Genomic DNA, 25971 nt, shown 5'->3' on the forward strand with positions numbered 1-25971 from the left:
GCGGCGTTGCCGAGCTTGTCCTTCACGTACGGGTTCTGTGCCGCGCCCCCCGGCCCCATGACATTCTGGCGCGACGTCATCTGTTCGATGTACAGATCGATCATGCCGCGTGCGTAGCCGATGATGAGCCGCTCGCGCTGCGCGATCGTGCCGATGAAGATCGCGAGTTCGAAGTCGGCCTTCGAGACGAACGGCGCGATCAGCTCCAGCCAGAACGCGGCGACGAGGCTGCGGTAGAACGGGTCGGTCGGCAGCGGCAGCGTGAGGCCGCGCTCCAGATGCGACGAGCCGCTCGTCATCACGGGCCGCAGCAGCGAGCCGAGCGCGAGCATCGCGCCGCGCAGGCGCACCGGGTGGCCGCTCGCGAGCAGCATCCGTTCGAGGCCTTCGAGCGTCTGGTGCTCGACGAAGTCGTTGAAGGTGCCGTCGTGCGGGTTGCCCGTGCCGCCCACGTCCACCGGCACCTGGGTTTCGCCGAGCGCCTGCAGCGCGCCGGCCGGTTCATTCGCGCCGAGCAGCGGCTGCATCTGCTGGGCGGCGCGCGACCACAGCCGCGCGAACGCGAGCGGGCTGCGCGCGAGGAAGGCGAGCGGCTGCTCGACTTCGAGCGCCGTGGCGGCGAGAAACGGAAAGCGCCGCGACGACTGATCGTGGCTCGCCACCATGTGCCCCGCGATCGCGAGCTTGCTCTGCGAGCCGAGAAACGCGAAATGCATCGGCTGGGCGTCGCCGTAAACGATCTTCCAGCGAGGGTCGTCGGCGAGCAGTTCCATGGCCTGGGCGATCCAGCGGTCTAGCGTTTGCAGCAACTGCGGATTGTGCGCACTTTTGACGAAGTCGCCGCGCGACGGAATCTTGCCGAAGTACGCGATCTGCGCCTGAACGGACTGCGTCATTGCGCGGTTCCTCCTGTCTGGTTGGGCGTCGTCGCCACGGTGGCGGGTGCCGCGCCGGTGCCGCTCGTAGCTGCGGCCGCAGCCGGGTTGGCCGCGCCGGTGCTGGCGATCGACGAGGGCAACTGCACGCCGCTCAGGCCTTGCTGTTGCGGCGCGCTGGCGCTCGCGGCGGTGGGCTGCGAGCTGCTGACGATGCGCATGCTGACCGACACTGTCACGCTGCCTTGCGTCCACGTGAGGTCGAACGTGCCGTCCGGATGACGCGTGCGTTGCGCCGAGTTGATGAGCTTCTCGAGACCGTAGCGGCCCGGCTCGTTGACGAGCTGGATCGTGCGGCCGTCGAACGTGGTGGCCGACAGCGAGGCGCCCGGCGTGCCCTGCGGATTGGGCCACACGAAGTTGCTCCACTGCGGCGGCGTGTTGCGGTAGCGCATCTGCTGGCCGTCGATGGCGATCGTGTACTCGGTCGTGCCGCTCGATGGCTGCGGCAGGATCTGGAACACGGTCTGCGGTTCGCTCGCGCCGCCTGCGCCCGCGCCCGCCGCGCCGCCCGAGAGCGGCGCCACCCAGCGCGCGAAGCCGCTGGTGAAGTCGGGCGTGAGCGCGAGGCCCATGTCGCCCCAGGTCCGCGCCGAGAGCGTGTCGCCGCGGCGCACGGCGAGCGGCCCGAGCGTCGTGCCGACGAACTTCGAGATCGCGCCGTCCGGCCCGAACATCTGGGCGATTTCGCTGGCGCCGGCCTCGACCTTCGCGGTGCCCGAGAACGGGTACTTGTTGGCAAGCGAAGCCTGGAACGGCTGGTACACCTGCGCGTTCCACACCTTGTTGACTTCCACGCTCGCCGGCTGGATCACGACCGCATAGGCCTGCATGAGCGGCCGCACGAGCAGCGGGCGCAGCGTTTTGCGCTGCGTGTCGGTCAGGCCCGTGAGCATCTGCTCGTCGACGAACTTCAGCGAATCGGCGAGTTCGGAGCCGTTGCCGTCGAGCGTTTGCTGCATCAGCTGACGCGCGCCCGGACCCGGGTCGCCCTGGTTCTTGATGAGGTTCAGCCGCGTGCGCACCTTCGAGAGCGTGTCCATGTAGCCGCCGAGCAGCGACGCGTTGTCGTGCGTGACGACCATGCGGCCGAGCCCCGCGAACGCCTGGCCGATCGGGCCCATCGACGGTTCGACCGGATTGCCGTTGAGGTCGAGGTTGGCCGTGACCGGGCTGCGCGAGAACCACTGCTTGACCCAGCCCATCACGCCGCTTTCCGCGTGCCTGATGCTCACGTGCACGAGCGAGGGGTTGTCCCAGGAGGTCTGGTCGTAGGCGGTTTCGAGGATCTTGCGGATCGGCGAGTCCTGCGGGTCGCCGAGGCGGTTCATCGCGTCGACGGCCTGACCGAACGTGCCGAAGTCCTGCACGGCGATGCCCTGCATGAACTTCTGCCAGTTCTCCGCATATTCGGTCTTGTACATCGCGACGAGCGCCTTCTGGATCTGCTCGGGGCTGCCTTCGAGCGTGAGATCGTCCTGCGCCGAGGTGTTGAGCACCCAGTCCTTCGCCTGCAGCTCCTTCGTCGCGGCGTCGCGGATCGCGGGCTGCACGTACTGGAACCACGCCTCGCGCGTGAAGGTGCCGGAAATCGCGTAGCTGCCCGCGATCAGCGAAGTGTTGGTGTCGCCGACGATGCGCGCGACCGTCATCGGCGCGAAGCGCGTCGAGGCGCGCGCCTTGATCTCCTCGTAGACGCGCTGGCGGGCCGGCATGCCGCGCACCACGTGGCGCAGGTCTTCGCGCGTCTGGTCGACGAGCGCGAGATTCGCGTCGATCATCGGCCAGTCGTCGTCGGAGACGCGCGAGAGGTAGAACGTGATCATGCGCTCGGCGCTCTTGATCATCTCGTCGCGCGGCATGTTGCCGCGATTCGTTTCGAGCCAGCCGCGCCAGAAGCGCGCGATCTGGTCGCTCAGGTGCGCCGCTTCGACATGGCGCTTGTCGGAGAGCATCAGGTAGGTCTTGAGCGCGTTGTAGGCGTCTTCGACGCTGGTGGGCGAGGCGTCGCTATAGAGGCCGCCCTGGTTCGTGGCCGCCATCGCGGTGTGCGCCGAGACGGGCGTCGCGGCCGCATCGGGCGCGCGCGAGAGCGGCGCCAGCAGTTCGGGGTGCGCGTCGACGTCCTTGAGGAACGAGGCGAGATTCTGCGAGACGGGCGTGAGCATGATCTGCTTCACGCCGCTGTAGTACTCCTGCAGCAGATGCTGTTCGAGCCGGTCGCCCTGATAGAGGCCGAGCGAGACCGCGAGCGGCCGGTCGCGGCGGAACTGTTCGAGTTGCTCGATGCGGTCTTCGAGAATGTCCATCGCCTGCAGGCGCGATTGCAGGTCGTTGCGGTTCTGCTGAAGGCGCTCGACGTTGTCGAGATCGGCCTGCACGTTCGCCACGAGCTGCTGGTTGCCGATGGCCGACCACGTCCAGCCGCCGAGCGCGAGCGCGAGCACCGCGACGAAGCCGAAGAACGTGGCATAGCGCAGGCGCGTCTTGGCAGGGCTCGCGAACTGCCGCACCGTTTGCCGGTCCGCGAAGATCACCTTCGAGAACAGATCGCGCAGGAAGAAGCCGTTCTTCGAGAACGCGCTGTGCGGCTTGGGCAGATCGTCCGTGGCAAGCGCGAAGCGGTTCGCGATGCGCTGCGCGGCGGCGCTGTTCGTCTCGCCTTCCTGCAGCGCGCTCGTGAAATAGAAGCCGCGGAAGATCGGCTTGTACTGGAACGGGTTGTTCTCGAACAGCGTGGCGAGGAACGCGCGCAGCGCCGGCTTGATCGCCGAGAATTCGAGCGGGAAGCTCAGTTGCCCCGGCGCAAGCTGCTTGCCGCGGCTGATCGACATCTGCGCGATGCTGATTTCCTTGAGGCCGTCGTAAAGCTCCTCGAAGCGCTCGTCGAACAGCGCGACGATGTCGCGCTTCTCGTCGGGCTCGTAGGGCAGCGTCGCGCCCCACACTCGGTCGTATTCCTGGCGGTCGTTGCCGCTGAAGAACTCGGTGAAGCCGGTGATCAGGTCGGCCTTCGTGAACATCACGTAGACGGGCGCGAACACTTCGAGCTTCTCGGTCAGTTCCTGCACGCGCTGGCGCAGGTTCTTCGCGAGGTTGATCGCGAACTCGGGGCGGTTGCCCGTCAGCTCGGCGATGCTCGCGGTGACGATGATGCCGTTGATCGGCGCTTTCGGACGGTAGCGCTTGAGCAGACCGAGGAAGCCGAGCCATTCGCTGCGGTCTTCCTCGTGGACCGAGTAGCGGCCCGCCGTGTCGAGCAGGATGCCTTCCGTCGTGAAGAACCAGTCGCAGTTGCGCGTGCCGCCGATGCCGTGCACCACGGCGTTGTGCTTGTCGGCGAACGGGAACTGCAGGCCCGAGTTCAGCACGGCACTGCTCTTGCCGGCCGCCGGGTTGCCGATGACGATGTACCACGGCAGCTGATAGAGCGCCGAGCCGCCGGAAAGCTGACCGATCTTCGAGGTCTTGATGGTCTTCACGGCGTCGACGAGCCGGGTGCGCAGCACATCCAGATCCGCCTGCCCGGTGGGCCCGGCGGGGGCGGCCGGGCCGTTCTCGGTCTGCGCCTGCTGTTCGAGCATGTCGCCGAGCTTGCGGTTCGCGCGGCGCACGCGCATGCGCTGCCAGAGCCAGAACAGAAGCCGGATCACGAGCAGCGCGCCGAGCACGACGGCGACCCACACGAGGTCGATCTGTAGTGCGTCGGCGGCGATGATCAGCACGGCAGCGAGCGCGATCACGCCGATGATGGAGAGCGTGCGCTTGTGAGTCAACACGTTGAGGAGGCGTTGCATAAGCCGGTCAGGTCCTGGTGCCTTGGGTGCTGTTTGTCGTGGTGTGCGGGGGCGTCACGTGCGCTGCGCGCTCGGGCAAAGCCGGCCGTGGCAGCCGGGACGCATGGGGGGATTCATGTTCGGCCGGGGCGGGAAGCGGATGGCGCGGCGCCCGATGCGGCGCCGCCAGAGGTGTTGTCGCCGTGATGGGCGGCAAGGTCGGTTTTGTCACCGAGCGGAATGAATGAACGCCCCATAAAACTCCCCATTTATTTCCTGTCGCGCCTCATTTGACATTTGCCGGCGCGCGACCCAGTACGAAGCCGGGTTTGTGATATTCGACGTGGCCCAGATCCATCAATTTCCAACGGCCGCCCCAGGTCAGTCCTACCTGTTCGGCCACCTGGCCATATAACTGATAGCCCCGCATCGCCCAGGGGTCTTTTTCTGAAATGACGAGCTTGCCGTCGCGCAGAAATGCGTTGTCGGCCGCCAGTCCGTATTGGTGATAGCTTTGGAAGGCCGCCGCATTAGTCACATTGCCGCCCATTTGCGCAAGCCGGTTTTGCCGCTCGGGGCTGCGGTAACCTTCCAGCAATGCCATTTCATAACCGTATTGCTCGCGCATGATTTTATAGACGAGCAATAGGCGCGTGCGAAAATCGGCATCCAGCAGATTCCAGTCGCGGCTCGCATCGTGCAGCTCGGGCCGTACCTGCTCGACCTCCTTCGTGGTAAAGGCCTCGGGAGGCAGCGGTGGCGGCGGAATCAGCTGCTCGCCGTTCAGCAGGGCAGCGATTTTTTCGTCCGGTACCCGGGGTGTGTCATCGTATTGAAATAGCTGATGGCCGCGCAATGCAATTGCAATCAGCGGCGGCGTCGCAAGAATACATGCGGTAATGAAAATCGGCAAGCGCCGCCTGATAAGTATATTTTTCAGGCCGGTCATTCGCGAATGGGAAAAACTTGCCGATCTAAAAAGGTGGCTGCGCGCGTGAGTCGCGCTTGTCGACGCGCGACGAATAATTACGCTATGCAATTCGAATAGCGTGCTGAAAACCGTCGCACGCACGGCCGGCAATAGCAATAGCGCGGCGAGCGGCACGGCAATGGCGAAATAGACGACGAGAGCAATGGCGACCAAAAGCGAACCCGCGTGGTGGTAATTGTTTTTTGTAAAGCTTGATTTTAGAATCAGCGCTGCCCGAAGCTGGGCCGCCTCGTATTATTGCGGTGAAACAGGCCCGATTCAATGAGCACGATTCGAAAGAGACAGTAAATGAGTGCGCCGGACAACTCCACCCCCAAAGCTCCGCCCAGCCTGCTGGCCGACAAAGCCGCCGATGCGAACGCGCCCGGCGCGCCGCCTGGCGGCTCACGCATCCTCGCGAATCTCGAGGGCCGCGTCGTGCCGCCAGCCTCACCGCCTCGCGAAGGGCGCTCACGCGCGCCGCTCGCGGTGGCGGCACTGCTGGTGATCGGCGCCGCCGCCTTCGGCGCGTGGCACGTATTCGAGCGTGGCGAGCCTGCGGGCCACGCGACACCCGCGGTCGTCGCCGCCGTGGACAGCGGCGCGAAAGCCCCCGCGGTCGCGGCCAGCTTGCCCGCGGCCGCTTCGGCGCCGCAAGCGGCCACCATCGTGGCCGATGACGATTCCGCCGGCGCGAAACAGGCCGCCAATGAGGCCGCCGATGCCGGTGCGTCGGCGGCGGTCCCGGACGATGCCCGGCTTTCCCGCGCGCTGGCCGACGGCGCGCGCGATGCGGGGGCGAGCGCGCCGTCCGCCGGCGCCGTGCCCACCGTACCTATTGCCAGCGCGTCCGCGAATCCGAACCACAAGCATGCGGCCAAGGCTGCCGAAACCCGGCACGAAGCGAAGGCCGCCGGGCATGCCGCGAACGCCAGGGAGGAAGCTCTCGCGAAGAAGCGGCACGACAAGCGCGCGACCGGCCAGAAGGATGATTCCGATGCCGATCTGCTGGCCGTGCTGGTCGCTCGCACGAAGCCCGCGAACGGCAAGGACGCCGCCGTGCATACGACGAAGGCGAAGGTGCAGACCGGCAAGCCGCTGACGCTGGCGGAACAGGTCAAGGCCTGCGGCGAGCGGGGCTTCTTCGAGGATCAGCTGTGCCGCTGGCGCGTGTGCGACGGGCATTGGGGCAAGGACCCGGCGTGCCCCGAGGCGGCGCGCGTGAGTACCGAGCATTGAGCCGCGCACCTTTGAATGACGCGCTGGCGTTGTTCAGAGGTGCATGTGTGCTGGCACGGTTCAGTGCGAGCCGCGCATCATGAGCCATGCTGCTGCCGCCGTATCCGCGGGAAGCGGCGGCGCGGCATCACGTAGATCGAGCCGGTCAAGCCGGCATCGCTGCCGCGCGCCTGGAGTCTGTTCTTGCGCGCGGCGCGTTTGTCCTGCGCGCCGATCGCCCCAGACTCACAACGTATATTTCAGCAGGGGTCGGCCGTTTAGCGGCTGCGTGTCGCGCGCATTGAACGCATAGTGCTGCCGGAACGCTTCTATGTCCGCACCCGACAGCGAGACCGGTTCGTTCAGCACGTACCATTCGACGTTTTCGGATAGCGGCGGCGTCGTCAGCGAGCCGAGATAGTGGTAGTAGCAGTTCATGCAGTCCGGCACGAGCGCAGCGGCGTCGAACGAGTCGAGCGGCACGCGAACGTCGCGCTGCGCGGCGCGCACGAGCGCGGCGAATTGTTCGTTGCCGGCCCCCTCGCGATATAGCACCGCAATTACCGCAAGCCGGCCGTCCTGCGCCTTGAATACGAAGTGCCCTTCGAGCGGATGGCGTAGGCCGTCGATCGTGTGCTCGGCCGGCGCGTGGAAATGCGCCTGCATCAACCTGAAGTGACGGCCGCGAATCGTCGCGGCGCTCTTCGCCGGCACGATCTGCACGGTGTTGCCGTTATCGACGACGCTCGCGCCTTCGCCCGTCACGTGCATCACGATCGCGTCGTTCTCGTCGGGCGTGCATTCGGCCAAGGTAACGTCCTCGCCGCGGATCTCGATCGGCGACTGCGATTCGCCCGATTCGAGGTGCCATTCTTTCTGATGGCGGTAGTCGAGCGGGTCGTCCTGCGACGGCGAAGCCGCCTCGGCATGTTGCGCGGGAATCGGGCGGATCGGGTTTGACATGCAATTACCTCTCGGGTCGACGATGGTGCATCGGCGCGACGGCGCTGGCCGGCGCACAAGCAAAGCAGCGGCAACGACGGCGGGGTTCGGGCGCGGTTGCCGGGCCACATCCGTTTGCATCTTGTACAACGGCAAAGACAGCGCCATGACATCCCGCGGCCGGGCGGCTGCGCGCTCGACGGGCTGGCTTCACGACAGCAGACGTTCCGCCACGAAGATGCCCAATCCGACCAGTCCGCCGATCAGCGTCCCGTTGATACGGATGAATTGCAGGTCCTTGCCGACTTGCAGTTCGAGCTTGTCGATCAGCGTCGCGGTATCCCAGCGGGCGACCACGCCCGAAATAAAGCCGCCGATCTCGCTGCGGTTCGGCACGATTGCGGTGTAGACAAGCTGCTGCGCCCAGCGATTGACCAGCACGCTGACCTCGGCATGCGTATCGAGCCACTCGCCGGCTGCCGCGAGGCCACGCGCGAGGACTTGCTGCAGCACCCCCTCGCGCGCCGCCAGTTCGACCTGCAGCCTGTCGCCGGCCTCCGTGCCCAGCCATTCGAGGTAGCCGTCCAGCACCGCGCCGTCGAGCACTTCCGCCTTGATCCGCTCGCCCTCTTCGAGCAGTTGCGGGTCGTCGGCGAGACGCGTCATCAAGCCGTCGAGCATGCCGCGGTACTGCCGGCGCCAGACATGCCCGGGGTCCTCACGCGCCGCGTCGATGGTTTTTTGCAACTCGGCGAGGAACGCGTCCGTCACCTTGTCGTCGACCCAGCCCGGCACCCAGCGCGCGCTGCTGCCGGAGACCGCGCGGCGAATGTTGTCCTGATGCGCGTCGATGAAATCCTGCGCCCGGTCCAGTGCGGTGTCGAACGTGGCCTCATGATGTCCTCGCGCCACCAGCACCGACAGCAAGCGGCCGAGCAGCGGCGCCGCGGCAATGGAATCGATGCCTTTGCGCACGAGGCCGAGACTGTAGTCGCGCACTTCGCGACTACCCAGCGAGTCGAGCAGCAAGGGAAACAGATGCTGCAAACGGTCGGCAACCTGCGCGGCATGCTCGGGAGCGCGAATCCAGCGTGCCGCCCAGCCCGCCGCGTCAATCGCTTCGAGGCGGCCCGTCACTTCCGCGGGCGTCAGGAAATTGCTCGCGACAAAAGCGCCGAAACTCTCGCCGATCCGCACCTTGTGCCGCGCGATCACCGCGGTATGCGGCAGCGGTACGCCGAATGGATGACGGAACAGCGCCACGACCGCGAACCAGTCGGCGCAGGCGCCGACCATCGCCGCTTCGGTAAACGCATGGACATAGGCGAGCCAGGGCCAGTGCATCCGCGCTATCGCGATCGAAGTCGCGACGAACAGGATCAGCATCAGAAGCAGCAAGCCGCCCGCCAGCCAGCGCATGCGTCTGAGCTCGATGCGGCGCAGGTTGACCGCGAACCGCGCCGCGGTTGCGTCGGAGCCCCTCGGCGGCTTGCTGACCATTACGCCAGGCCGAAGTCAGGACGCGCGCTTCGCCGGCAACCGGGGCGCAGGCACTTGTAAGCACTGTTGATATGCATGACGAACGGTCTCGCTGTCGTAGATGCGTTCCAGACGCCTGATCGTGAAATGTCCGCGCGCGACACGGTGAAAGTGATCCGCAAAAATGACGTTCAAGGTGGCGCCGCCCACCGCGCCGAGTACCGGCACCATGCTGGCCGCCGACATATCCGCCGCCATCAGGCCAAAACGCCCGACGATTTCGCCGACCAGCTTGGCGACGATCGGCGTCGAGGCATTGACCGCTCCCCGCTCCGAAATGAGCGCGGCCACGTCGACGGTCAGTTTCGTCAACATCAGGCGCGTGGCGTAGTAACCGGCGTTCAGTTCATTGCGTCGGCCCAGCGTATCGTGCGTGCCGAGCGCGAACACCTCGAGACAGGCGAGGCGGGTCTCGAGCCGGCTCAGATCCTCGCCTTCGGCACGCGCAATCTCGGCGATGGCGCGCAGCATCAACGCGGTGGTCAACGGCAATTCCACCGGTAGCGCCATCACCCCGAAAAAGCCGCCGATGCCACCGGCCGCGCCGATCATCAGCTTGCTCATCCATGCGCTGCCCACCGCGTCGGGGCCTTCGTCCAGCGAGTTGATCGCCAGCTCCAGGCAACGGAAAATCGCCGACTGCACGACCTCGCGCATGCGCCGGTTGAGGCCGCCCGGAAAATGCTCGACCAGCGCATTGAGGGGCTGGCCGGCATAATCGGCCAGCCGCGCGGCAAAGTGCGGATGTTCGAGCCTATCCACCGCCGCGCTCAGTTCGCGCCGATGTTGCGAGGTCATGGCGTGGCCGGTCCTGGCCGGTGCGGACGGTTTCATGAGCGGCGCAACGCGGGTCGAATGCCGTTCAGGCTGGCAACGATCGCCGAGCCGTTGCTGATGACGGCCGTGATCTCGGGGCTGACCAGCCCGCCGGGCAGGGCCAGTCCCAGGGCGACCGCGTTCATCGCCGCGACGATTCCATAGTTCTGCTTGATAAGGCCCACCGCGCCACGCGAAATCTCGATGGCCTTGATGAGCTTCCACAGCGAATCTTCCATCAGCACCACGTCGGCCGACTCGTGCGTGATATCCGCGCCGTATTTCATCGCGATGCCGACATCGGCAAAGCTGAGCGCGGGCGAATCATTGATGCCGTCGCCGACCATCGCCACGACGCGCCCTTCCCGCTGCAACTGCAAGATCACCTCGGCCTTGTCGGCGGGCATCATGTTGGCTACCTGACGGGTCAGCCCGACGCGCTCGCCCACCGCGCGCGCGACCACGGCGTTGTCGCCGGTCAGCATGATCGTGTCGCGAATGCCCATGCGGTGCAGCGTCTCGACGATGTCCCGGCTCTCCGGGCGAATCCGGTCTTCGTAGGCGATCAGCCCGGCCAGCTTGCCGTCGATCGCCACGTACAGACTCGAGCAGCCGCGCGCGTCGATCGCCGTGCGCTCGGCCGCGATGTGGTCGACGCGAATTTCGTTCTGGCGCAGGAAGCGCTCGCTGCCGACATGCATGTAATAGCCGTTGACCTGGCCTTCCACGCCGAGGCCGATCCGGTATTCGGTCTCATCGCAAGGCGGCGGCAATAGCCGCAGTTCGCGGCTTTTCTCGCGCAGCGCCTCGGCCACCGGGTGCTGCAGATGCGTTTCGGCCGCCACCGCGAGTTCGAGCAGATGCTCTGACGAAATATTCGGCATGAACGATTGCATCTGCACCACATGAGGCGTGCCGACGCTCAGCGTGCCGGTCTTGTCGAATACCACGGTATCGACTTGCGCCAGCTTTTCCATATGGCCGCCACTCTTGATCACGATGCCGGCGCGCGCGGCGTGCGTCATCGACGACAGCACGGCGGTCGGCGCCGCGACGCGAATGCCGGTGCCGAAGTCGACGATCACGAGCGACAGGAAACGGTTGAAATCGCGCGACAGCAGCGCCGTGCCGATCGCGAGGCCAAGCGTCGGCATCACGAGGCGGTCGGCGAAGCGTTCCGCGTGGTTCTGCATGCGCGTGTCGCCGATCGGCGCGGAGTCGACCAGGTGCGCGATCTGACCGGCAGTGGTTTGCGCGCCGACGCGCAGCGCGCGCAGCGTCAGTTGCCCCTCGCGCAGCACCGTGGCCGCGAATACCGCTTCGCCGGCCTTGCGCGACACCGGCAAGCCTTCGCCCGTGATCGTCTTCTGATCGATCATGCCGTGGCCGTGGGTGATTTCGCCGTCGACCGGAATCATCTCCCCCGGATAGACCACCACTGAATCGTCGACCGCGAGTTCGGTCGCCGGAACGGCGACGATTTCGCCGTCGCGCACCACCCAGGCCGTCTTGCTCTGGAATTCGAGCAGCTCGGTCACGGCGCGCTTCGAGCCGGCCGCGGTCAGATCGCGAATCCAGTCGCCAAGGCGGATCAGCCAGGTAATCACGCCGCCCGTCACCATGTTGCCCTGGCCGATCGACACCGAAATCGCCAGCGTATCGAGGAAGTCGACGTTCAGACGCTGCTCGGTACGCCAGACATGCCAGGCACGCCTGAAGATCGGGAATGCGTTGTGCAGCATCAACGGGACGTTGAGCGCGAACAGCACGGGATTCGACGAGAACGCCATGGCCAGCGACAGACTCGGCAACGCCAACGGCCAGCGCGGCCGCTCCGGCACCGTCTGACTGCGCGCGGCACCGACCGCGCGCGCGCCGCCGGTCGGATCGAGGTACTGGAGCAGTTGCCCGAGATCGGCCAGGCTGAAGCCTTCGAGCATTTCGAGCAGCGCATCGACCTCGTCGAGTTTCGCGGGCTCGTAATGAATAATCAGGCTCGCGCAATCGTATTTGATGCAGGCGTCGTCGATGAAATCCTGTTGTTTGAGCCACGACAGCGCGGATTCGGCGAGCGGGGACGGTGCGCACAGCACGGGCACGTGCAGGCGCACGCGACCGGGGATCGCGTGACGGATGGAAAATTCCATGTGGCTTCCGGTTGGCTCAGCGTGCGGCCGAAGACATCGGCGCGGCCGCTGGCGCCGCGTGCCCCTCGTGTTTCAACTCGACAAAATGATTGGCGGCGAACAACGCAAGCGTCACCCACATGGGGGTTGCCGCTTCCGCACCGATTTCGGCGAAGGTCACGACGGCCAGCCCGGCCACGAGAACGATCTTCAGATCGATGGTGTTGCCGCTCAACGACTTGATCTGGTAGTCGAGCTTCCTGATCGTGTCGACCGCCACGCGCACCGTATGGGAGCGCTCGGCCAGGAACTCGGCCTCGGCTTCGATCTTCTTCGCAATCTCGCCGATTTCATCACCGGGCAGCGCGGCGTGCACCGACATGTCGTTCTGCGCACAGTAGTGATGGAAATGCGCCTGGAATTCGCGTTCCCGCTTCAGGTCGTAATGGATCACGATGCTGCCGGTATCGTGCTTGGCCTTGACCTTGGTGATGCCGGGAATCGACATGAAGACGTTCTGGAACATCTCCAGATACGCGGGATTGTGCTTCGCGCCAGGAATACGCATGCGCACGCGTCCCGGCACCTTGTGCTCGATACGGATCACGTGCTTCTTTTTCCTGGCCGGTTCGGCGGCACGGCTCTCCTGCGCCGGCGGCGTCGGTGACGCTTCCGGCCGCGGCTGTGGATCGTTCGTTACCGCAGGCGCGGCGTCATGGTGAGCGGCACCAGAGTGGGGAACTTGACTCATGAAAGATCGACGTGGGGCAGGAGAAAGGGTGCAGTCCTTCCTGCCGGTTGGAACGGCACCCAGGCAACGTGCTGGCGCTGCAAAGCGGCGGAATCAGGCTTTGGCGGGCTCGACGGCCGGCGCGATTCCGTCCGCCGCCGCGGCTTCTTCGGCGTGCACCTCAGCCGCGATATCGCTTACGTGCTCGCGCACCTCGCCGACGGCCGAACGCGCCTTGCGACCGAACTTGTAGGCCCCGCGCACCGTGCTGTTGAACAACGGCTGCACGCGCTCGCCCAGTTTCGGCAGATACTTGGGCGCCAGAACCGCGGCCGCGCCGATCAGAATGCCCGGAATCAGAGCCGCCTCGAACAGCGCGGCGCCCACGACCACCACGCCGACGGTCGCCGCCTTCGACGTGAAATCCTCGCCGTTGCGAACCGGATGGTCTTCTTCGCCGTCAACCATGCGCGCATGCCCGGACATGGTTCCTTCTTCGTCCAAGGCAGCCCCTTCGCCGAGTTTGACTTTGTACTTGCCCATGGTTCGGTGATCCTTTTCTGCAGTTGTTTGGAGAGATCCGGCCTGTCGCCCGTTTTCGGGGCGGGTTGTTCTTTTTAATCGAACCGGGTGACTTGTCCATGACCGCCTTATTTCATATTCCTCATCGATTGATTGCAAAAGCATTTGCAATGCCGACTATGCGGTTACGGATCATCGCCCCGCAGCCTCGTTCACGAACCAGCGGGCCAGCGAAAACAGCGCGGCATCCTCGCCGGCCGCGCCGATGAACTGCAGCCCGAGCGGCAGGTTCTCGTCGCGCAGCGCCGGCAGCGTCAGCGCGGGAACGCCGAGGATCGATGCCGGCACCGCGAAGCCGGGGTTGCCTGTCGACGTGAAGCCGCGTGGCGCGGCGCCGGTCGCGCCGAGCGTCACGACGCCGTCGCAGTTCGCCATCAGCTCGGCGAACGTGTCGCGCAGCCTCGCGCGGCGCGCGAGCGCAGCCGCATAGTCGTGCTGGGTCATCGCCGTGGCATTGGCGAGGCGCCGCAGCAGCGCATGGCTAATCGCGCTCGCGTTGGTCTGAGCGTAGCCTTCGAGCGGCCAGCGCGATTCCCACGCGATGATCGACAGCGTCAGTTCCAGCAGGCCGTCTGCCAGCTCCCGTTCGAATTGTTCGACCACCTCTGCCTGCGCGCGGGTGACGACTTCCACGCCGCGTTCGCGCAGCCAGGCCGCCGCGGCATCGAGCGCCGCACGCGCGCCGGGCGTCGCCGCGCTCAAGCCCGCGGTTTCGAGCAGCACGAGGCGGCGCGGCGCGCGCGTCCGGCAAGCTGTCGGGGCCCATGAGACCCGCATGGCCGGGATCGCCGCCGACCCGCGAGGCGATGGCGCGAGCCGCTGCCCAGACGTCGTCGAGCGTCGTGCCGAGCAGGCCGGCGGCGCTGTGGCTCAGGTGGTCGAAGCTGCCGCTGCGGTTCAGTGCGCCATAGGTCGGCTTGAAGCCGATGCAGCCGCAATAGCTGGCCGGCCGGATCGTCGAACCCACCACCTGGCTGCCGAGGGCGAGCGGCACGAAGCCCGCGCCGACCGCCGCGGCCGATCCGGCGCTCGAACCGCCGGGCGTGCGCTGCGGATCGTGAGGGTTGGCCGTGCTCGAGAACATTTCGGTGGCCGCGAATTCGGCCGTCGAGGTCTTGCCGACGATGATCGCGCCAGCCTGGCGCAACGCCTGCACGCTGGCCGCATCGCGCCGCGTCTGCGTGCCGGTCCACATCGGCGAGCCTTGGGCGGTCGGCAGGTCCGCCGTTTCGATGATGTCCTTGACGCCGATCGCGATGCCGTCGAGCGGCGACAGCGGCTTGCCGTCGAGCCAGCGTTGCGTCGAGCGCTGCGCCTCGGCGCGCGCGCGTTCGAGGGCCAGCGCGACGAACGCGCGAACCTCGTGCTCGCGGGCGTCGAGGCGCGCGAGCCCGGTTTCCAGCAGCGCGAGCGGGCTCGTCGCGCCGCTCCGGAACGCGGCGGCATGGCTGACGTAGGAAGAGGGCGGCGTATAGGCGATCAGCGGGCTCTGCATCGGCGGAAGTCCTTCGGTAGGCGTTTGAGAATGGACCGCAGGGACGGCGGGCGCGGCACCGGGTCGGCGGATGGGGCCGCACTGCATGGATATACCATGACAATCGACGAGCCGACGAGCCTGACTGGCCTGGAAATGCCGGCTTGTGCCGCGGGCGGTTCGTGCCGCGACAAGACAGCGCGGCGACACGGCGTGATTAGCGGGCATCGGGACCCGGACCGCATGCCTGAGCGGAGGCGCAGCTTCCGCCGGATTCCACCCGCCGACTCCATCGCCTTCTTTGGCGGGCCAGCGCACAGAGCGGCCCCTTGCGTGACGATAGTCTTGTTTCAAACGGGACGAAGAATCCGTTGCCCGGAGAATGGCATGTCGTTGGTGACAGGTCGGCTTCCACACCATATCAATAACGAGAACCATCATGCGAGCTGACCATACCGCCGCCGAGACGATCCCATCCCAGCCGTTGGCGAGCACGCCGCTCGACGGCGCCGGCGAAGACATGCCGCAACGGCCGGCGCGGGCGCTGACGCGAGCCGCTTTCTGTTTTGCGTGGCTTTTCGGGCTGGAGCCGTTCCTCGCGGTATCGACGGATGACGCGCGGGGCTCGCGGCTCGATCGTCACCAGGCGTTCGGCGGTGTGTCACGGAGCAGCGCGCATCATCTTCCCGAAGACGGGGGCGAGCCCAGGCACCCGTAGCGCCGACCATAAGCCGGGAGACCGTGGAATCAGGGAAACTCCGTGTGAAAACCACGGCAGTCAGGCCGTTAAATAAAGACGGGAAGGCTTATTGACGTAGGCCATCCGCTTTCAGCACGGGTTTTGTCACGCGACGGTCGGCGTCGCAATTCACCTCCGGGCAACACCCGTGCTGAAGGCTTCTTCGTGCGCGGCACGCAAGCCTTAATCGGCGCGGAAAAACCGCGAACCGAAGCCAGAATCAGAAAAACCGCCGTGAAGGCGGTTTTTTATTGGCAGCCGCGTCTGAACCGGCGGAAGCCGGGAGCATTGAGCAGCGAGGCTGAGCGGGCTTGCCTGCACGCGGCACATAGCCGATACGCAGGTATCCGCATGTAATCGTGAAATAAATGGATTGCGTCTCAATCCATTCGGTAATTTCGACGTCGTGGGTCTTATCGCGAAAATGACAGCATTAACTTTGCTAAGTTCCCGGAATTAAAAAATAAATTTCGCACGCCGCCCAAAACCCTCTCTTCAATCGCCTTTTATTACAAAAAATTAGTCGGCGATATTCACGAATCGTTCCGACCCGATTACGTCACGCGTATTAAAGAGCGTTGCAAACACGCAACTTCGAAGATTGAGATGTTGAAAGTTGATTTTGGCTAAGGCAGCCGAACTCCTGTCATTATTTTGCAATAAACGTCGGAAAAACAACTACTTAACGCCACCTGCCCGAACATTGTTGCGAATTTTGAAAAATCCTGTTGCGCAAACTACCTGCGTCGCTATTAGGGTGTCCACCTACACTCACGCTTCGCTTGAAGGGTGCCCCGTCGATCCGAGCGTTCGGCCGACAAGGCGGCAGCAGATGCGATGCGTCCCGCTGCCGAGGCAAGTCCTGCTCCCCGTGAAAATTTTTCGAATTGGAGTTCCCATGAAAAAGAGTCTTATCGTCGTCGCGGCTGCCGCATCGGTCGCATCGGTCGCTCACGCACAAAGCAGCGTGACCCTGTATGGTGTGCTCGACGCGGGCCTGACGTACACCAGCAACGTTGCTGGCCATTCCAAGTGGGCAGCAGGTAGCGGCGGCATCAGCCAGAGCATGTTCGGCCTGCGCGGTTCGGAAGACCTGGGCAACGGTCTGAAGGCAATCTTCACGTTGGAAAGCGGCTTCGACATCAACAACGGCAAGTTCGCCAACAACAACGGCATGTTCAACCGTCAGGCATTCGTCGGCCTGTCGAGCGCGCAATTCGGTACGGTCACGCTGGGTCGCCAGTACGACGCAGTGCAGGACTACCTCGCGCCGCTGACCGCAACGGGCAGCTGGGGCGGCACGTCGTTCGCGCACCCGTTCAACAACGACAACCTGAACACCAACGGCGGTCTGTCGGTCAACAACTCGATCAAGTACTCGAGCGCTAACTACGCAGGCTTCACGTTCGGCGGCACGTACGGCTTCTCGAACCAGGCTGGCGCATTCGCGAACAACCGCCAGTACAGCCTGGGTGCTGCATACCAGTGGCAAGGCCTGCACCTCGGTGCTGCCTACGCGCAACAGAACAACCCGAACGGCAACGGCGGCGCATCGGACGGCGTGCTGGCGAACACCTCGGGCGTTCTGGAAGGCAACTTCCGTCAGCGTCAGTTCGGCGCGGCAGCTTCGTACGGCTTCGGCCCGGCGCTGGTCGGCGTGGCCTGGACGCAATCGCGCGTCGACAACCTGGTCGGCGCAGCGGACGGTCAGCGTCAAGGCTACACCAACAACTACGAAATCAACGGCAAGTACAACCTGACCCCGGCTCTCGGCCTCGGCATCGCGTACACGTTCACCGACGCACGCGGCTACGGCGTCAACGCCGACGGTAACGACATGAAGACCCGTTACCACCAGATCGGCCTGCAGGCTGACTACTCGCTGTCGCGTCGCACCGACGTCTACGCTCAGGCCGTGTACCAGCACGCAATGGGCGATGGCGGCGTGGCTTCGATCTACAGCGGCGACAACTCGGTTCCGACGTCGTCGTCGAAGAACCAGACGGCTGCTACGGTCGGCCTGCGTCACCGCTTCTAAGCTTCCGCAGAAGCCTGTAGTTCATGCAGTAGAAAAGGGTGCCGTTCGCGGCACCTTTTTTATGTGCGCGTCGCTTGCCGATCCGGCGAGTCGACGCAAAAAACCCGGTATCCGCCACAACGGATACCGGGTTTTTTTATGCCGCGAGAGGGGCCTGCGCGGGCCCCATCCGCGTCAGAAAATCGTTCGCAGACCGAGCGCGATGCCGGTCTGGTTGTTGCGGCCCGGCAGTTCGACCGATGCGGCGCCCGACACCTTGTCGAAGTCAACGGTGCCGTACACCTCGGTGCGCTTCGACAGCGCGTACTCGGCCAACGCCACGAACGTGTAGCGATAGCCGCTGCCCAGTTCGCCGTTGCCGATTGCCGCGTTCGACATATGGTCGTAGTACGCCGCGCCCGTCAGCGTGAGCGCGCGCGTGGCCTGCCACGTGACGCCGGCGAACGGGCCGTTGTCGATGCGCCCCGAGCCCTGGACGATATCGACACCCGGCACGAGCGTCTGCTGCGCGAGCGCGCTGTCGACGAAGCCCGTGTCGTCCTTCGAATGCAGATAGCCGACGTACAGCTTCGCCGCGCTGAACGCATAAACCGCGTTGGCATTGAAGACGGTCTGCTTGCGATTGCCGTTGTCGCTGTTTTGCTGCACGCCGGCCGCGACCGACAGCGGACCCGCCACGTACGACAGCGTGAAGCCGTACATATTGCCGGCGCCGAGATGGCCCGGCACCTGGCCCGAGAAGCCGTCCTCGCCGGTCGAGGTCGAGTTCGTGCCGAACGAGTACATCGCGGCCACCGTCAGGCCCTGGAACGTGCCGCTATATTTGACCGCGTTGTCGGCGTAGAGCCCCGCGCCGAGCGCGCCCGGCAACCACGAGTTCTCGTTGTAGTTGCCGACCGTGAGCGGGTCGTAGGTATCGCCGAGCAGATCGAACAGCGGCGTCTTCTGGCGACCGAGCGTGAGCGTGCCGTACGGGCTGCTCAGGCCCACGTACGCGTTGCGGTTGAAGATGCGATGGCTGTCCGATGCCGAGCCGTCCTGCAGGTTGATGCCGCTTTCCAGATCGAAGATCGCCTTCATGCCGTGACCCAGGTCTTCCGAGCCGCGCAGACCCCAGCGGCTATTGGTGATCGCGCCGTTCGTCATGTACAGGCGGTTGTCGTTCCGGGCGTTCGAGTTCGTCAGATAGCGCACGCTGACGTCGGCGACGCCGTACAGCGTGATCGAACTTTGCGCGCAAGCCTGCTCCGACGTCATGGCGAGGGCGGCTCCGCCCACGACTGCGGCGGTCTTGAGAAAGCAGAGATGTCTCACTGGTTTTCCTGCGTGTGGATGGGTGGATTTTTTCGTTTGGACACGGCGCTCGCGGGCGGGCCGCGGCGCCGGGCGCGCCGATGATAGACCACGACTCGCATTGCACCCTTCATGCGGCGGTGCAATAACTTATTGTGTTTTTTGACAATTGCACTCGCGCGATTAACAAGAATTGACCTTTGCCCAGGCTCGGTTCGAGTAGTCTCAAAAATATTCGCTATAGATATTGTTTCGCAGAGACGCTCGCATACACGTTGTGCGCGAGCGCGCCGCGCTTTTATGCATGAATATTCCTTCTTCCGAACCGCTGACGGCCTGGCCCGCCGTTCAGGAGTTAACCGACGAGCAATGGCTGCGGGTCGAGCCGCTGCTGCCTGAATCGCTGAACGAGGGGCCACGTCGCGGACGTCCGCCGATCGATCTGCGCCGCGTGCTGGATAGCGTGATGTGGGTGTTGCACACGCGCGCGCCGTGGAGCGCGATGCCCGAGCATCATGTGCCGTATCAGACCGCGCATCGCTATTATTTGCGCTGGAAAAAATCCGGTGTGCTGACCGCGATCATGTTCGCGCTGTTCAAGACGGATGCCGTTCTCGAACGGCGCGCGACACGTCGCGGCGGTGTGCACTTGGATTAGCGCGTTCGTTTGCGCTGCGCGGACGTGTCGCGCGGCGTCTCGATATAGACTCGTGGAAAAGCCGTCGCCGGATTATTCCGGCGACGGCTTTTTCAATTCCCGCACAATGGAATGGCGGGCGTGTGAAGTCATGCTGGGGTTTCTTCGAGTGGTCGTCGCGCAAAGTCGGTGGGCGGAGCGCCATTGATCGGCAGCAAACGGCCTGGAAGCCGTACTGGCCGGGCCGGTTCGAGCACGCTACCCTGCTATTTGAATGACGGGCGGTTCACGCTGACAATAGCGAAGCCAGCTCATCAACCAGAACAATCGGCGGCGCGGCTCGCGCCTCAGGAGACGATGCAATGACGAAGCACAGGTTCGACGACGGTCTCGAGCAGCGCGAGGCCAATTATGTCCCGCTCACGCCAATCGACTTCCTCGCGCGCGCCGCGCAGGTGTATGGCGAGCGGCTCGCGATCGTCCACGGGGAGATTCGCCGCAGCTGGAGCGAGACCTACGAACGCGCGCGGCGGCTCGCGAGCGCGCTGCGCGAGGCCGGCATTGGCCGTGGCGATACGGTCGCCGCGCTGCTGCCCAACATTCCGCCGATGATCGAGGCGCACTTCGGCGTGCCGATGGCGGGCGCCGTGCTCAACACGCTCAATACGCGGCTCGACGTCGCCTCGCTGCTGTTCATGCTGCGCCACGGCGAGGCGAAGGTGCTGATCGTCGATACCGAATACGGCGAGCTCGCGCATCGCGCCGCGCTCGAATTTCCCGGGCTGCTCGTGATCAGCGTGGCCGACGCTCAGCCCGCCGACGCCGCGCAGTTTATCCGCGCGACCGACTACGAAGCGTTCCTGCAAGCGGGCGACCTGGCCTTCGAGTGGGCCCGGCCCGCCGACGAATGGGATGCGATTGCGCTCAACTACACGTCGGGCACGACCGGCGATCCGAAGGGCGTGGTTTATCACCATCGCGGCGCGTATCTGAATGCGCTCAGCAATATCCTCGAATGGGACATGCCGAAGCACGCGGTCTATCTATGGACGCTGCCGCTGTTTCACTGCAACGGCTGGTGCTTTCCGTGGACCGTCGCCGCGCGCGCGGGCGTCAACGTCTGCCTGCGCAAGTTCGATGCGAAGACCGTGTTCGAACTGATTCGCCGCGAGCGCATCACGCATTACTGCGGCGCGCCGATCGTGCAGAACGCGCTCGCCAATGCGCCGGCCGAGTGGCGCGAGGGTATCGAGCATCGCGTCTCGACGATGGTCGCGGGCGCGGCACCGCCGCCCGCGGTGATCGCGAAGATGAGGGAGATCGGCTTCGATCTGACGCACGTGTACGGCCTCACCGAAACCTATGGGCCGGCGGCCGTCTGCGCGAAGCAGGACGCGTGGGATGCGCTCGACGAAAACACGCGCGCCGATCTGACCGCGCGCCAGGGCGTGCGTTATCACCTGCAGGCGGCCGTCGCGGTGCTCGACCCGGACACGCTCGAAGCGGTGCCGGACGACGGCGAAACGCTCGGCGAGATCATGTTTCGCGGCAACATCTGCATGAAGGGCTATCTGAAGAACGAACGCGCGACCGAAGCGGCGTTTCGCGGCGGCTGGTTCCATACCGGCGATCTTGGCGTACGCACGCCCGACGGCTATATCCGCATTCGCGACCGCAGCAAGGACATCATCATCTCGGGCGGCGAGAATATTTCGAGCATCGAGGTCGAGGACACGCTGTATCGCCATCCGGCGGTATCGGTCGCGGCGGTGGTCGCGATGGCCGATCCGAAGTGGGGCGAAGTGCCGTGCGCGTTCATCGAGCTGAAGGAAGGCGCGCAGGCGACCGAGGAAGACATCATCGCGCACTGCCGGCTGTTTCTGGCCGGCTACAAATTGCCGAAGGCGGTGCGTTTCGGGGAATTGCCGAAGACGTCGACGGGGAAAATCCAGAAGTTCGAACTGCGGGCGCGCATCAAGGCGGAAGGCAAGGGCTGACGCGCGGGGCGCGCGCTACGAACGGCGCGTGCCCATGCATCGCTCAGATTCCCACCTTGTGCGCGTTCAGAATCAGGCGCAACCCGAGTGCCGTGACGGCGCTCGCGGCGATGCGGTCGATCCACGCCTTCCAGCGCAGATAGATTTCGCGCGGACGCCTGCTCGAAAAGCACAGCGCGACGATCGTGTACCAGCCGGCCTCGATCGCGAAGATCGCGGGCGGCAGCGCGAAGTAGCACCACACCGGCGGATGCTGCGGCAGCAGCGCGGCGAAGATACTGCCGTAGTAGACGGCTGTTTTCGGATTGCTGAGCTGCGTGCTAAGGCCGATCCAGAACGATTTGCGCGGATTGCCGGCGCCGCTTTGCGTGGCGTCGAAGGCGAGCGGCTTCGCGGCGCCGCGCCAGATTTTCGAGGCGAGGTAGACGAGGTAGACGCCCCCGGCGATCTTCAGGCCGACGTACAGCCATGCGACCGTCGCGAGCAGCGTATAGAGGCCGAGCAGCGCGATGCCGCTGAAGAACACGCCACCGATGCCCATGCCGAGCGCCGTCGCCAGACCGTCGCCGCGCGACAGGCCGATCGCATTGCGCGCGACGATGACGAAGCTCGGCCCGGGACTCATCGCGCCCAGCAGCAGTGCGGCGAGAATCGTGAGGACGGCGGTCGAAGCGGGCATGGTCGTGTCTCCTTTGAGGTGGTCCCGTCGCTCGAAGCGCTGGCGTGACGGGCCGAGCGGGGCGGCTTGTGAGGGCCGGGGTGTGGAGTATCGCATTGTCTGGCGGGAACGCGGCTGAAGTCATGCCCGCTGAAAGGGACATAAGGGGACATAGAGACATCAGCCGAACAATCGGCGGCAAAGGCAAGAGTCCTTTGCTACGGGCGAAATAAGCCCAATGCTAGAATGGCCTTCCATACGCCGCCGCTCCCTCGAACCCGTGAGGCGAGGCCGGGGCGTAGTTCGGGGACGCAATTCAAAGGTGTAATTCGAACCGCCCGGCGGCGAATGCGTCCGATCTCCGTGTTCCGGTTCAGGCGCTTCCATCGGCAATCAAACAGGCATGGCTGGCAGATGCGGGTTTTCACGCATCCTTGAAAAGGCTGTGCATTCGGATTACTGAGTGGATTACCCCGCGAATTGCCTTGCTTCCTCTGAATCGAACACGGGCTTCGCGTTGTTTTGCGAAATTCCCGGTTGTCTAACGCCAGCAGGCTGCTGCGATACCAATACGCTATGAAAGAGCAAGAACGGCAACAACGACTGTTCGAACACGATGAGAATGTGCGCGAGCGCATGGTCGCGTGGATTCGCCGACGCATGGACGACTACGACATCACACTCGAAGCGCTGGCCGAATCGCTCGAAGCCGACGAGAAAGCCGCCAGCGCGGTGAAGTACCGCGACGCGTTCGGCAATACGTGGGATGGTCGCGGCGATAAACCCGCCTGGCTCGCGCGCGCGATTTACGCGGGACAAAGCATCGAACATTTCCGTTGCTGAGCGCGCCACCCGGCATCGCGGCAAAAAAGCGAAAGCCAAAAAAAGCCCGCTTAAAGGCGGGCTCAACTCTTACTACTCGGAGTTTCACGATCCAGTCGCTTGACGGATCACGTCGAGTGTAATTGAAAGCGATATGAAAGTGTGAAAAAACCGCTTCACAGATCAAAAAACACGGTTTCCTTATCGCCCTGCATGCGGATGTCGAAGCGGTAGACGTTCGCCGCACCCGGTTCGCGACGCGCGATCAGCGTGTTGCGGCGCTCGGCCGGCACCGACGCCAGCACGGCGTCCTGGCCGTTTGCCTCGGCTTCGTCTTCGAAGTAGATGCGCGTGAACGTGTGCAGCAGCATGCCGCGCATCGTCAGGATCACGTTGATGTGCGGCGCTTCGGTGGGGTTCGCGCGGCCCGGCTTCACCGTCTCGACGATAAAGCGCTTGTGCGGGTCCGTGCCCGTGCCGACGCGCGCAAAGCCGTGAAAACCGGTCTTCAGGATTTCCTCGCGCGATTCCGGATAGTGGCCGTTCGAATCGACCTGCGACATCTCGACCATCGCGTCGCCGACCGCGTTGCCGTCGCCGTCGAACACCTGGCCGACGATCGTGATGTGCTCGCCGGCCGCTTCCATGTCGGCGAGGACGTGCGTGAACAGGCTCTTGTAGTCGAAGTCGTATTGCTGCGGGCAAAGACCGTAGGCGAAGTACGGGCCAACGGTTTGCGAAGGCGTTTGCTTGAGGGTCGTCATGGCTTAGCGCTCCATCGGGGTTTCGTTCGGGCCGCGCAGCACGATGTCGAAATCGTAGCCGAGCGCATAAGCCTCTTGGGTGGTGTCGAGCGAGAACTTCGCGATCATGCGCTCACGGGCATGTTCCGGTGTGCCCTGGTAGATTGGGTCGAACGCGAGCAGCGGGTCGCCGGGGAAGTACATCTGCGTGACGAGACGCGAGCCGAAGTGGTCGCCGAACAGCGAGAAGTGGATGTGCTGCGGACGCCAGGCGTTCGGGTGATTGCCCCACGGATACGCGCCCGGCTTGATGCTCAGGAAGCGGTAGCGGCCTTCGTTGTCGGTGAGGCAGCGGCCCGCGCCGAGGAAGTTCGGGTCGAGCGGCGCGTCGTGCTGGTCGGCCTTGTGCACGTAGCGGCCGGCCGCGTTCGCCTGCCACACTTCGACGAGCGTGTTGCGCACCGGGTGGCCGCCTTCGTCGAGCACGCGGCCCGTCACGATGATGCGCTCGCCGAGCGGCTCGCCGTTGCGCACCGCGTTGCGCGTCAGATCGTGGTCGAGCGCGCCGAGGTCCTCGGTGCCGTAGACTGGCACGCGCTGGTCGCGCAGCTTTTCCTTCAGCGGGATCAGCGGGCGGGTGGGACCGCGTTTGACCGACGAACCGTACTGGGGATAGACGTAAGCGGGATGGGACGCGAACTCGCGCGGGGTGAGGGAAGAATCTTCCATGAAGTGTCTCCGTGGGAGGAATCGTGGGGGGCGACGTTGTGACAGGAACTTTATCCAAAGCCGGCGGTTATGCAAAATGACGTTTTCACCCGTTTCGTATAACCTCACGTTATGCAACGAAGCCTCGCGGATAGCCGCGTCAAATTCCGTCATCTCCAGTGCTTTCTGGCCGTCGCGCAGTTCGGCAGCGTCCAGCGGGCGGCGGACAGTCTGTCCATCACGCAGCCGGCCGTGTCGAAGACGGTCGCCGAGCTGGAGGCGATTCTCGGCGTGAAGCTGTTCGAGCGCGGCCGCCACGGCGCGGTGCCGACCCGCGAGGGACAACTCTTCATGCCGCACGCGAGCGCCTGCGTGAGCGCGCTGCGCCAGGGCGTCGACCTGCTCGCGCGCGCGGAAGGCGCGGCCGCGGCCACGCTCGAAGTCGGCGTGCTGCCGACCGTGGCCGCGGTGCTCGTGCCGCCCGTGCTGCGGCGGTTCGCGGCGCAGTGGCCGCGCGTGATCGTGCGTCTCGCGACCGGCGCGAACCCGGAGCTGCTCGAACGCCTGAAAGCGGGCTCGATCGAATTCGCGATCGGCCGTCTCGCGGACCCGGAACGGATGGTCGGCCTGAGCTTCGAGCAACTGTTCACCGAGCCGCTGATCGCGGTGGTGCGCGCCGGGCATCCGCTCGCTCAGGGGCCCGGCTTGCAGGCGGCGTCGCTGGAAGAGTTTCCGGTCGTGCTGCCGCCGTTCGGCACCTTGATCCGCCAGTCGGCGGAGAGCCTGCTCAGCGCGTGGGGCGTGCCGCCGTTGTCGGCGTTCGTCGAGGTGCTGTCGGTCTCGACGGGGCGGGCATTGGCGCTCGAAAACGGCGCGGTGTGGTTCGTGCCGCTGAGCGCGGTGGAATACGAGCTGGCGCAAGGCATGCTGGTGCGCTTGCCGCTGCCGTTCACGGGCACCAGCGAGCCGGTCGGGCTGATCCGCCGCTCGGATACGCAGCCGTCGGCCGTGGGGCGCGCGTTTATCGAGGCGGTGCGCGAGTTCGCGCGGGAGAGGATGACGGCGATTTCAGGCAAGGCCGCGGGCAAGGAGGCGGCCAGAAACGGGAGCCACGGCGCGGACAAGGCGCGGAGCAGGCGCGCGCGCAAGTCGTCTCGCCGAAGCAGCGGGCCGGGCGATGCGGACGAGGCGCCCCAATGACCGGCCAGTTGGCGCGCAGGGTTGGCGC

The 25971-nt window shown here is 65.1% G+C and carries 20 protein-coding genes and 1 pseudogene; 7 read left to right on the forward strand and 14 right to left on the reverse strand.

The features are described 5' to 3' along the window. The 3 genes from tagF to F3J19_RS31020 all read right to left on the reverse strand — a co-directional run. Positions 1-896, reverse strand: an 896-nt coding sequence (gene tagF, locus F3J19_RS31010) for a type VI secretion system-associated protein TagF (RefSeq protein ID WP_167050101.1), incomplete at its 3' end; no start/stop codon positions are given. Further along, positions 893-4732 (reverse strand): type VI secretion system membrane subunit TssM, encoded by a 3840-nt coding sequence (tssM, locus tag F3J19_RS31015; RefSeq protein ID WP_167050103.1) that lies wholly within the window; start codon positions 4730-4732, stop codon positions 893-895. The genes tagF and tssM, both read right to left, overlap by 4 nt. A gap of 265 nt (positions 4733-4997) precedes the next feature. Further along, positions 4998-5855 carry a M15 family metallopeptidase gene (locus F3J19_RS31020; RefSeq protein WP_167050105.1) on the reverse strand — a complete coding sequence of 286 codons (858 nt, stop codon included), beginning with the start codon at positions 5853-5855 and terminating at the stop codon, positions 4998-5000. Between the two features lie 135 nt (positions 5856-5990). Here F3J19_RS31020 and F3J19_RS31025 point away from each other — a divergent pair, with 135 nt between their 5' ends. Then, positions 5991-6920, forward strand: coding sequence for a hypothetical protein (locus F3J19_RS31025; RefSeq protein ID WP_167050107.1), 930 nt, complete (start codon positions 5991-5993; stop codon positions 6918-6920). A gap of 225 nt (positions 6921-7145) precedes the next feature. Here the strand turns inward: F3J19_RS31025 and F3J19_RS31030 are convergent, their stop codons facing one another. The 7 genes and pseudogenes from F3J19_RS31030 to F3J19_RS31060 all read right to left on the reverse strand — a co-directional run bounded on the left by F3J19_RS31030 (position 7146) and on the right by F3J19_RS31060 (position 15630). Then, entirely contained in the window at positions 7146-7862 is a 717-nt protein-coding gene (locus F3J19_RS31030; protein WP_167050109.1) for a carbonic anhydrase family protein, read from the reverse strand. Positions 7863-8051: 189 nt separating this feature from the next. Then, positions 8052-9341, reverse strand: a complete 1290-nt coding sequence (locus F3J19_RS31035; RefSeq protein WP_167050111.1) for a DUF445 domain-containing protein — start codon at positions 9339-9341, stop codon at positions 8052-8054. Between the two features lie 15 nt (positions 9342-9356). Continuing rightward, a complete protein-coding gene (locus tag F3J19_RS31040; protein ID WP_240159373.1) occupies positions 9357-10037 on the reverse strand; it encodes an EcsC family protein in 681 nt (226 codons plus the stop codon). Between the two features lie 173 nt (positions 10038-10210). Then, complete coding sequence (locus F3J19_RS31045; protein WP_167050115.1) at positions 10211-12343, reverse strand: heavy metal translocating P-type ATPase; 2133 nt, start codon at positions 12341-12343, stop codon at positions 10211-10213. A 16-nt stretch (positions 12344-12359) separates the two neighbouring features. After that, positions 12360-13073 carry an HMA2 domain-containing protein gene (locus tag F3J19_RS31050; RefSeq protein WP_167050117.1) on the reverse strand — a complete coding sequence of 238 codons (714 nt, stop codon included), beginning with the start codon at positions 13071-13073 and terminating at the stop codon, positions 12360-12362. Between the two features lie 93 nt (positions 13074-13166). Then, positions 13167-13739: a DUF5132 domain-containing protein gene (locus F3J19_RS31055; protein WP_205193413.1), complete on the reverse strand. Its 573-nt coding sequence runs from the start codon at positions 13737-13739 to the stop codon at positions 13167-13169. A gap of 27 nt (positions 13740-13766) precedes the next feature. Continuing rightward, positions 13767-15630: pseudogene (locus F3J19_RS31060) on the reverse strand (amidase). On the opposite strand from F3J19_RS31060, the gene F3J19_RS32460 reads away from it, so the two are divergent. Both F3J19_RS32460 and F3J19_RS31070 read left to right on the forward strand, forming a co-directional pair. After that, the gene (locus F3J19_RS32460) at positions 15548-15826 is read left to right on the forward strand and encodes a hypothetical protein (protein ID WP_205193415.1); all 279 of its coding nucleotides are present in this window, start codon (positions 15548-15550) and stop codon (positions 15824-15826) included. The pseudogene F3J19_RS31060 and the gene F3J19_RS32460 sit on opposite strands and share 83 nt — an antisense overlap. A gap of 919 nt (positions 15827-16745) precedes the next feature. Continuing rightward, positions 16746-17885: a porin gene (locus tag F3J19_RS31070; RefSeq protein WP_167050121.1), complete on the forward strand. Its 1140-nt coding sequence runs from the start codon at positions 16746-16748 to the stop codon at positions 17883-17885. A 174-nt stretch (positions 17886-18059) separates the two neighbouring features. Here F3J19_RS31070 and F3J19_RS31075 read toward each other — a convergent pair whose 3' ends face one another. Beyond that, positions 18060-19142, reverse strand: coding sequence for a porin (locus F3J19_RS31075; protein WP_167050161.1), 1083 nt, complete (start codon positions 19140-19142; stop codon positions 18060-18062). Positions 19143-19455: 313 nt separating this feature from the next. On the opposite strand from F3J19_RS31075, the gene F3J19_RS31080 reads away from it, so the two are divergent. Together F3J19_RS31080 and F3J19_RS31085 are read left to right on the forward strand one after the other, a co-directional pair. Further along, positions 19456-19836, forward strand: coding sequence for a transposase (locus F3J19_RS31080; RefSeq protein ID WP_167050123.1), 381 nt, complete (start codon positions 19456-19458; stop codon positions 19834-19836). 341 nt (positions 19837-20177) lie between these two features. Next, a complete protein-coding gene (locus tag F3J19_RS31085) occupies positions 20178-21812 on the forward strand; it encodes an acyl-CoA synthetase (RefSeq protein ID WP_167050125.1) in 1635 nt (544 codons plus the stop codon). Between the two features lie 43 nt (positions 21813-21855). Here F3J19_RS31085 and F3J19_RS31090 read toward each other — a convergent pair whose 3' ends face one another. Then, positions 21856-22491, reverse strand: coding sequence for a LysE family transporter (locus tag F3J19_RS31090; protein ID WP_167050127.1), 636 nt, complete (start codon positions 22489-22491; stop codon positions 21856-21858). A 555-nt stretch (positions 22492-23046) separates the two neighbouring features. On the opposite strand from F3J19_RS31090, the gene F3J19_RS31095 reads away from it, so the two are divergent. Further along, positions 23047-23313 carry an H-NS family nucleoid-associated regulatory protein gene (locus F3J19_RS31095; protein WP_167050129.1) on the forward strand — a complete coding sequence of 89 codons (267 nt, stop codon included), beginning with the start codon at positions 23047-23049 and terminating at the stop codon, positions 23311-23313. A 155-nt stretch (positions 23314-23468) separates the two neighbouring features. Here the strand turns inward: F3J19_RS31095 and pcaG are convergent, their stop codons facing one another. Both pcaG and pcaH read right to left on the reverse strand, forming a co-directional pair. After that, positions 23469-24056: a protocatechuate 3,4-dioxygenase subunit alpha gene (pcaG, locus tag F3J19_RS31100; protein ID WP_167050131.1), complete on the reverse strand. Its 588-nt coding sequence runs from the start codon at positions 24054-24056 to the stop codon at positions 23469-23471. Positions 24057-24059: 3 nt separating this feature from the next. Then, the gene (gene pcaH, locus F3J19_RS31105; RefSeq protein ID WP_167050133.1) at positions 24060-24764 is read right to left on the reverse strand and encodes a protocatechuate 3,4-dioxygenase subunit beta; all 705 of its coding nucleotides are present in this window, start codon (positions 24762-24764) and stop codon (positions 24060-24062) included. Positions 24765-24875: 111 nt separating this feature from the next. On the opposite strand from pcaH, the gene pcaQ reads away from it, so the two are divergent. Further along, positions 24876-25943 (forward strand): pca operon transcription factor PcaQ, encoded by a 1068-nt coding sequence (pcaQ, locus tag F3J19_RS31110; RefSeq protein WP_240159374.1) that lies wholly within the window; start codon positions 24876-24878, stop codon positions 25941-25943. Positions 25944-25971 lie beyond the last annotated feature (28 nt).

The sequence above is a fragment of the Burkholderia sp. Ax-1724 genome (assembly GCF_011752995.1).
GTDB lineage: Bacteria > Pseudomonadota > Gammaproteobacteria > Burkholderiales > Burkholderiaceae > Paraburkholderia.

Excerpts from the sequence above, each read along its gene's own strand:
- F3J19_RS31085 (WP_167050125.1), top strand. The coding sequence starts at position 20,178 with ATGACGAAGCACAGGTTCGACGACGGTCTCGAGCAGCGCGAGGCCAAT.
- F3J19_RS31030 (WP_167050109.1), bottom strand. The coding sequence starts at position 7,862 with ATGTCAAACCCGATCCGCCCGATTCCCGCGCAACATGCCGAGGCGGCT.
- pcaQ (WP_240159374.1), top strand. The coding sequence starts at position 24,876 with ATGCAACGAAGCCTCGCGGATAGCCGCGTCAAATTCCGTCATCTCCAG.
- F3J19_RS31070 (WP_167050121.1), top strand. The coding sequence starts at position 16,746 with ATGAAAAAGAGTCTTATCGTCGTCGCGGCTGCCGCATCGGTCGCATCG.
- F3J19_RS31095 (WP_167050129.1), top strand. The coding sequence starts at position 23,047 with ATGAAAGAGCAAGAACGGCAACAACGACTGTTCGAACACGATGAGAAT.
- F3J19_RS31045 (WP_167050115.1), bottom strand. The coding sequence starts at position 12,343 with ATGGAATTTTCCATCCGTCACGCGATCCCCGGTCGCGTGCGCCTGCAC.
- pcaG (WP_167050131.1), bottom strand. The coding sequence starts at position 24,056 with ATGACGACCCTCAAGCAAACGCCTTCGCAAACCGTTGGCCCGTACTTC.
- F3J19_RS31090 (WP_167050127.1), bottom strand. The coding sequence starts at position 22,491 with ATGCCCGCTTCGACCGCCGTCCTCACGATTCTCGCCGCACTGCTGCTG.
- F3J19_RS31050 (WP_167050117.1), bottom strand. The coding sequence starts at position 13,073 with ATGAGTCAAGTTCCCCACTCTGGTGCCGCTCACCATGACGCCGCGCCT.
- F3J19_RS32460 (WP_205193415.1), top strand. The coding sequence starts at position 15,548 with ATGCGAGCTGACCATACCGCCGCCGAGACGATCCCATCCCAGCCGTTG.
- F3J19_RS31025 (WP_167050107.1), top strand. The coding sequence starts at position 5,991 with ATGAGTGCGCCGGACAACTCCACCCCCAAAGCTCCGCCCAGCCTGCTG.
- F3J19_RS31055 (WP_205193413.1), bottom strand. The coding sequence starts at position 13,739 with ATGCTTTTGCAATCAATCGATGAGGAATATGAAATAAGGCGGTCATGG.
- F3J19_RS31035 (WP_167050111.1), bottom strand. The coding sequence starts at position 9,341 with ATGGTCAGCAAGCCGCCGAGGGGCTCCGACGCAACCGCGGCGCGGTTC.
- F3J19_RS31040 (WP_240159373.1), bottom strand. The coding sequence starts at position 10,037 with ATGCGCGAGGTCGTGCAGTCGGCGATTTTCCGTTGCCTGGAGCTGGCG.
- pcaH (WP_167050133.1), bottom strand. The coding sequence starts at position 24,764 with ATGGAAGATTCTTCCCTCACCCCGCGCGAGTTCGCGTCCCATCCCGCT.
- F3J19_RS31075 (WP_167050161.1), bottom strand. The coding sequence starts at position 19,142 with ATGACGTCGGAGCAGGCTTGCGCGCAAAGTTCGATCACGCTGTACGGC.
- tssM (WP_167050103.1), bottom strand. The coding sequence starts at position 4,732 with ATGCAACGCCTCCTCAACGTGTTGACTCACAAGCGCACGCTCTCCATC.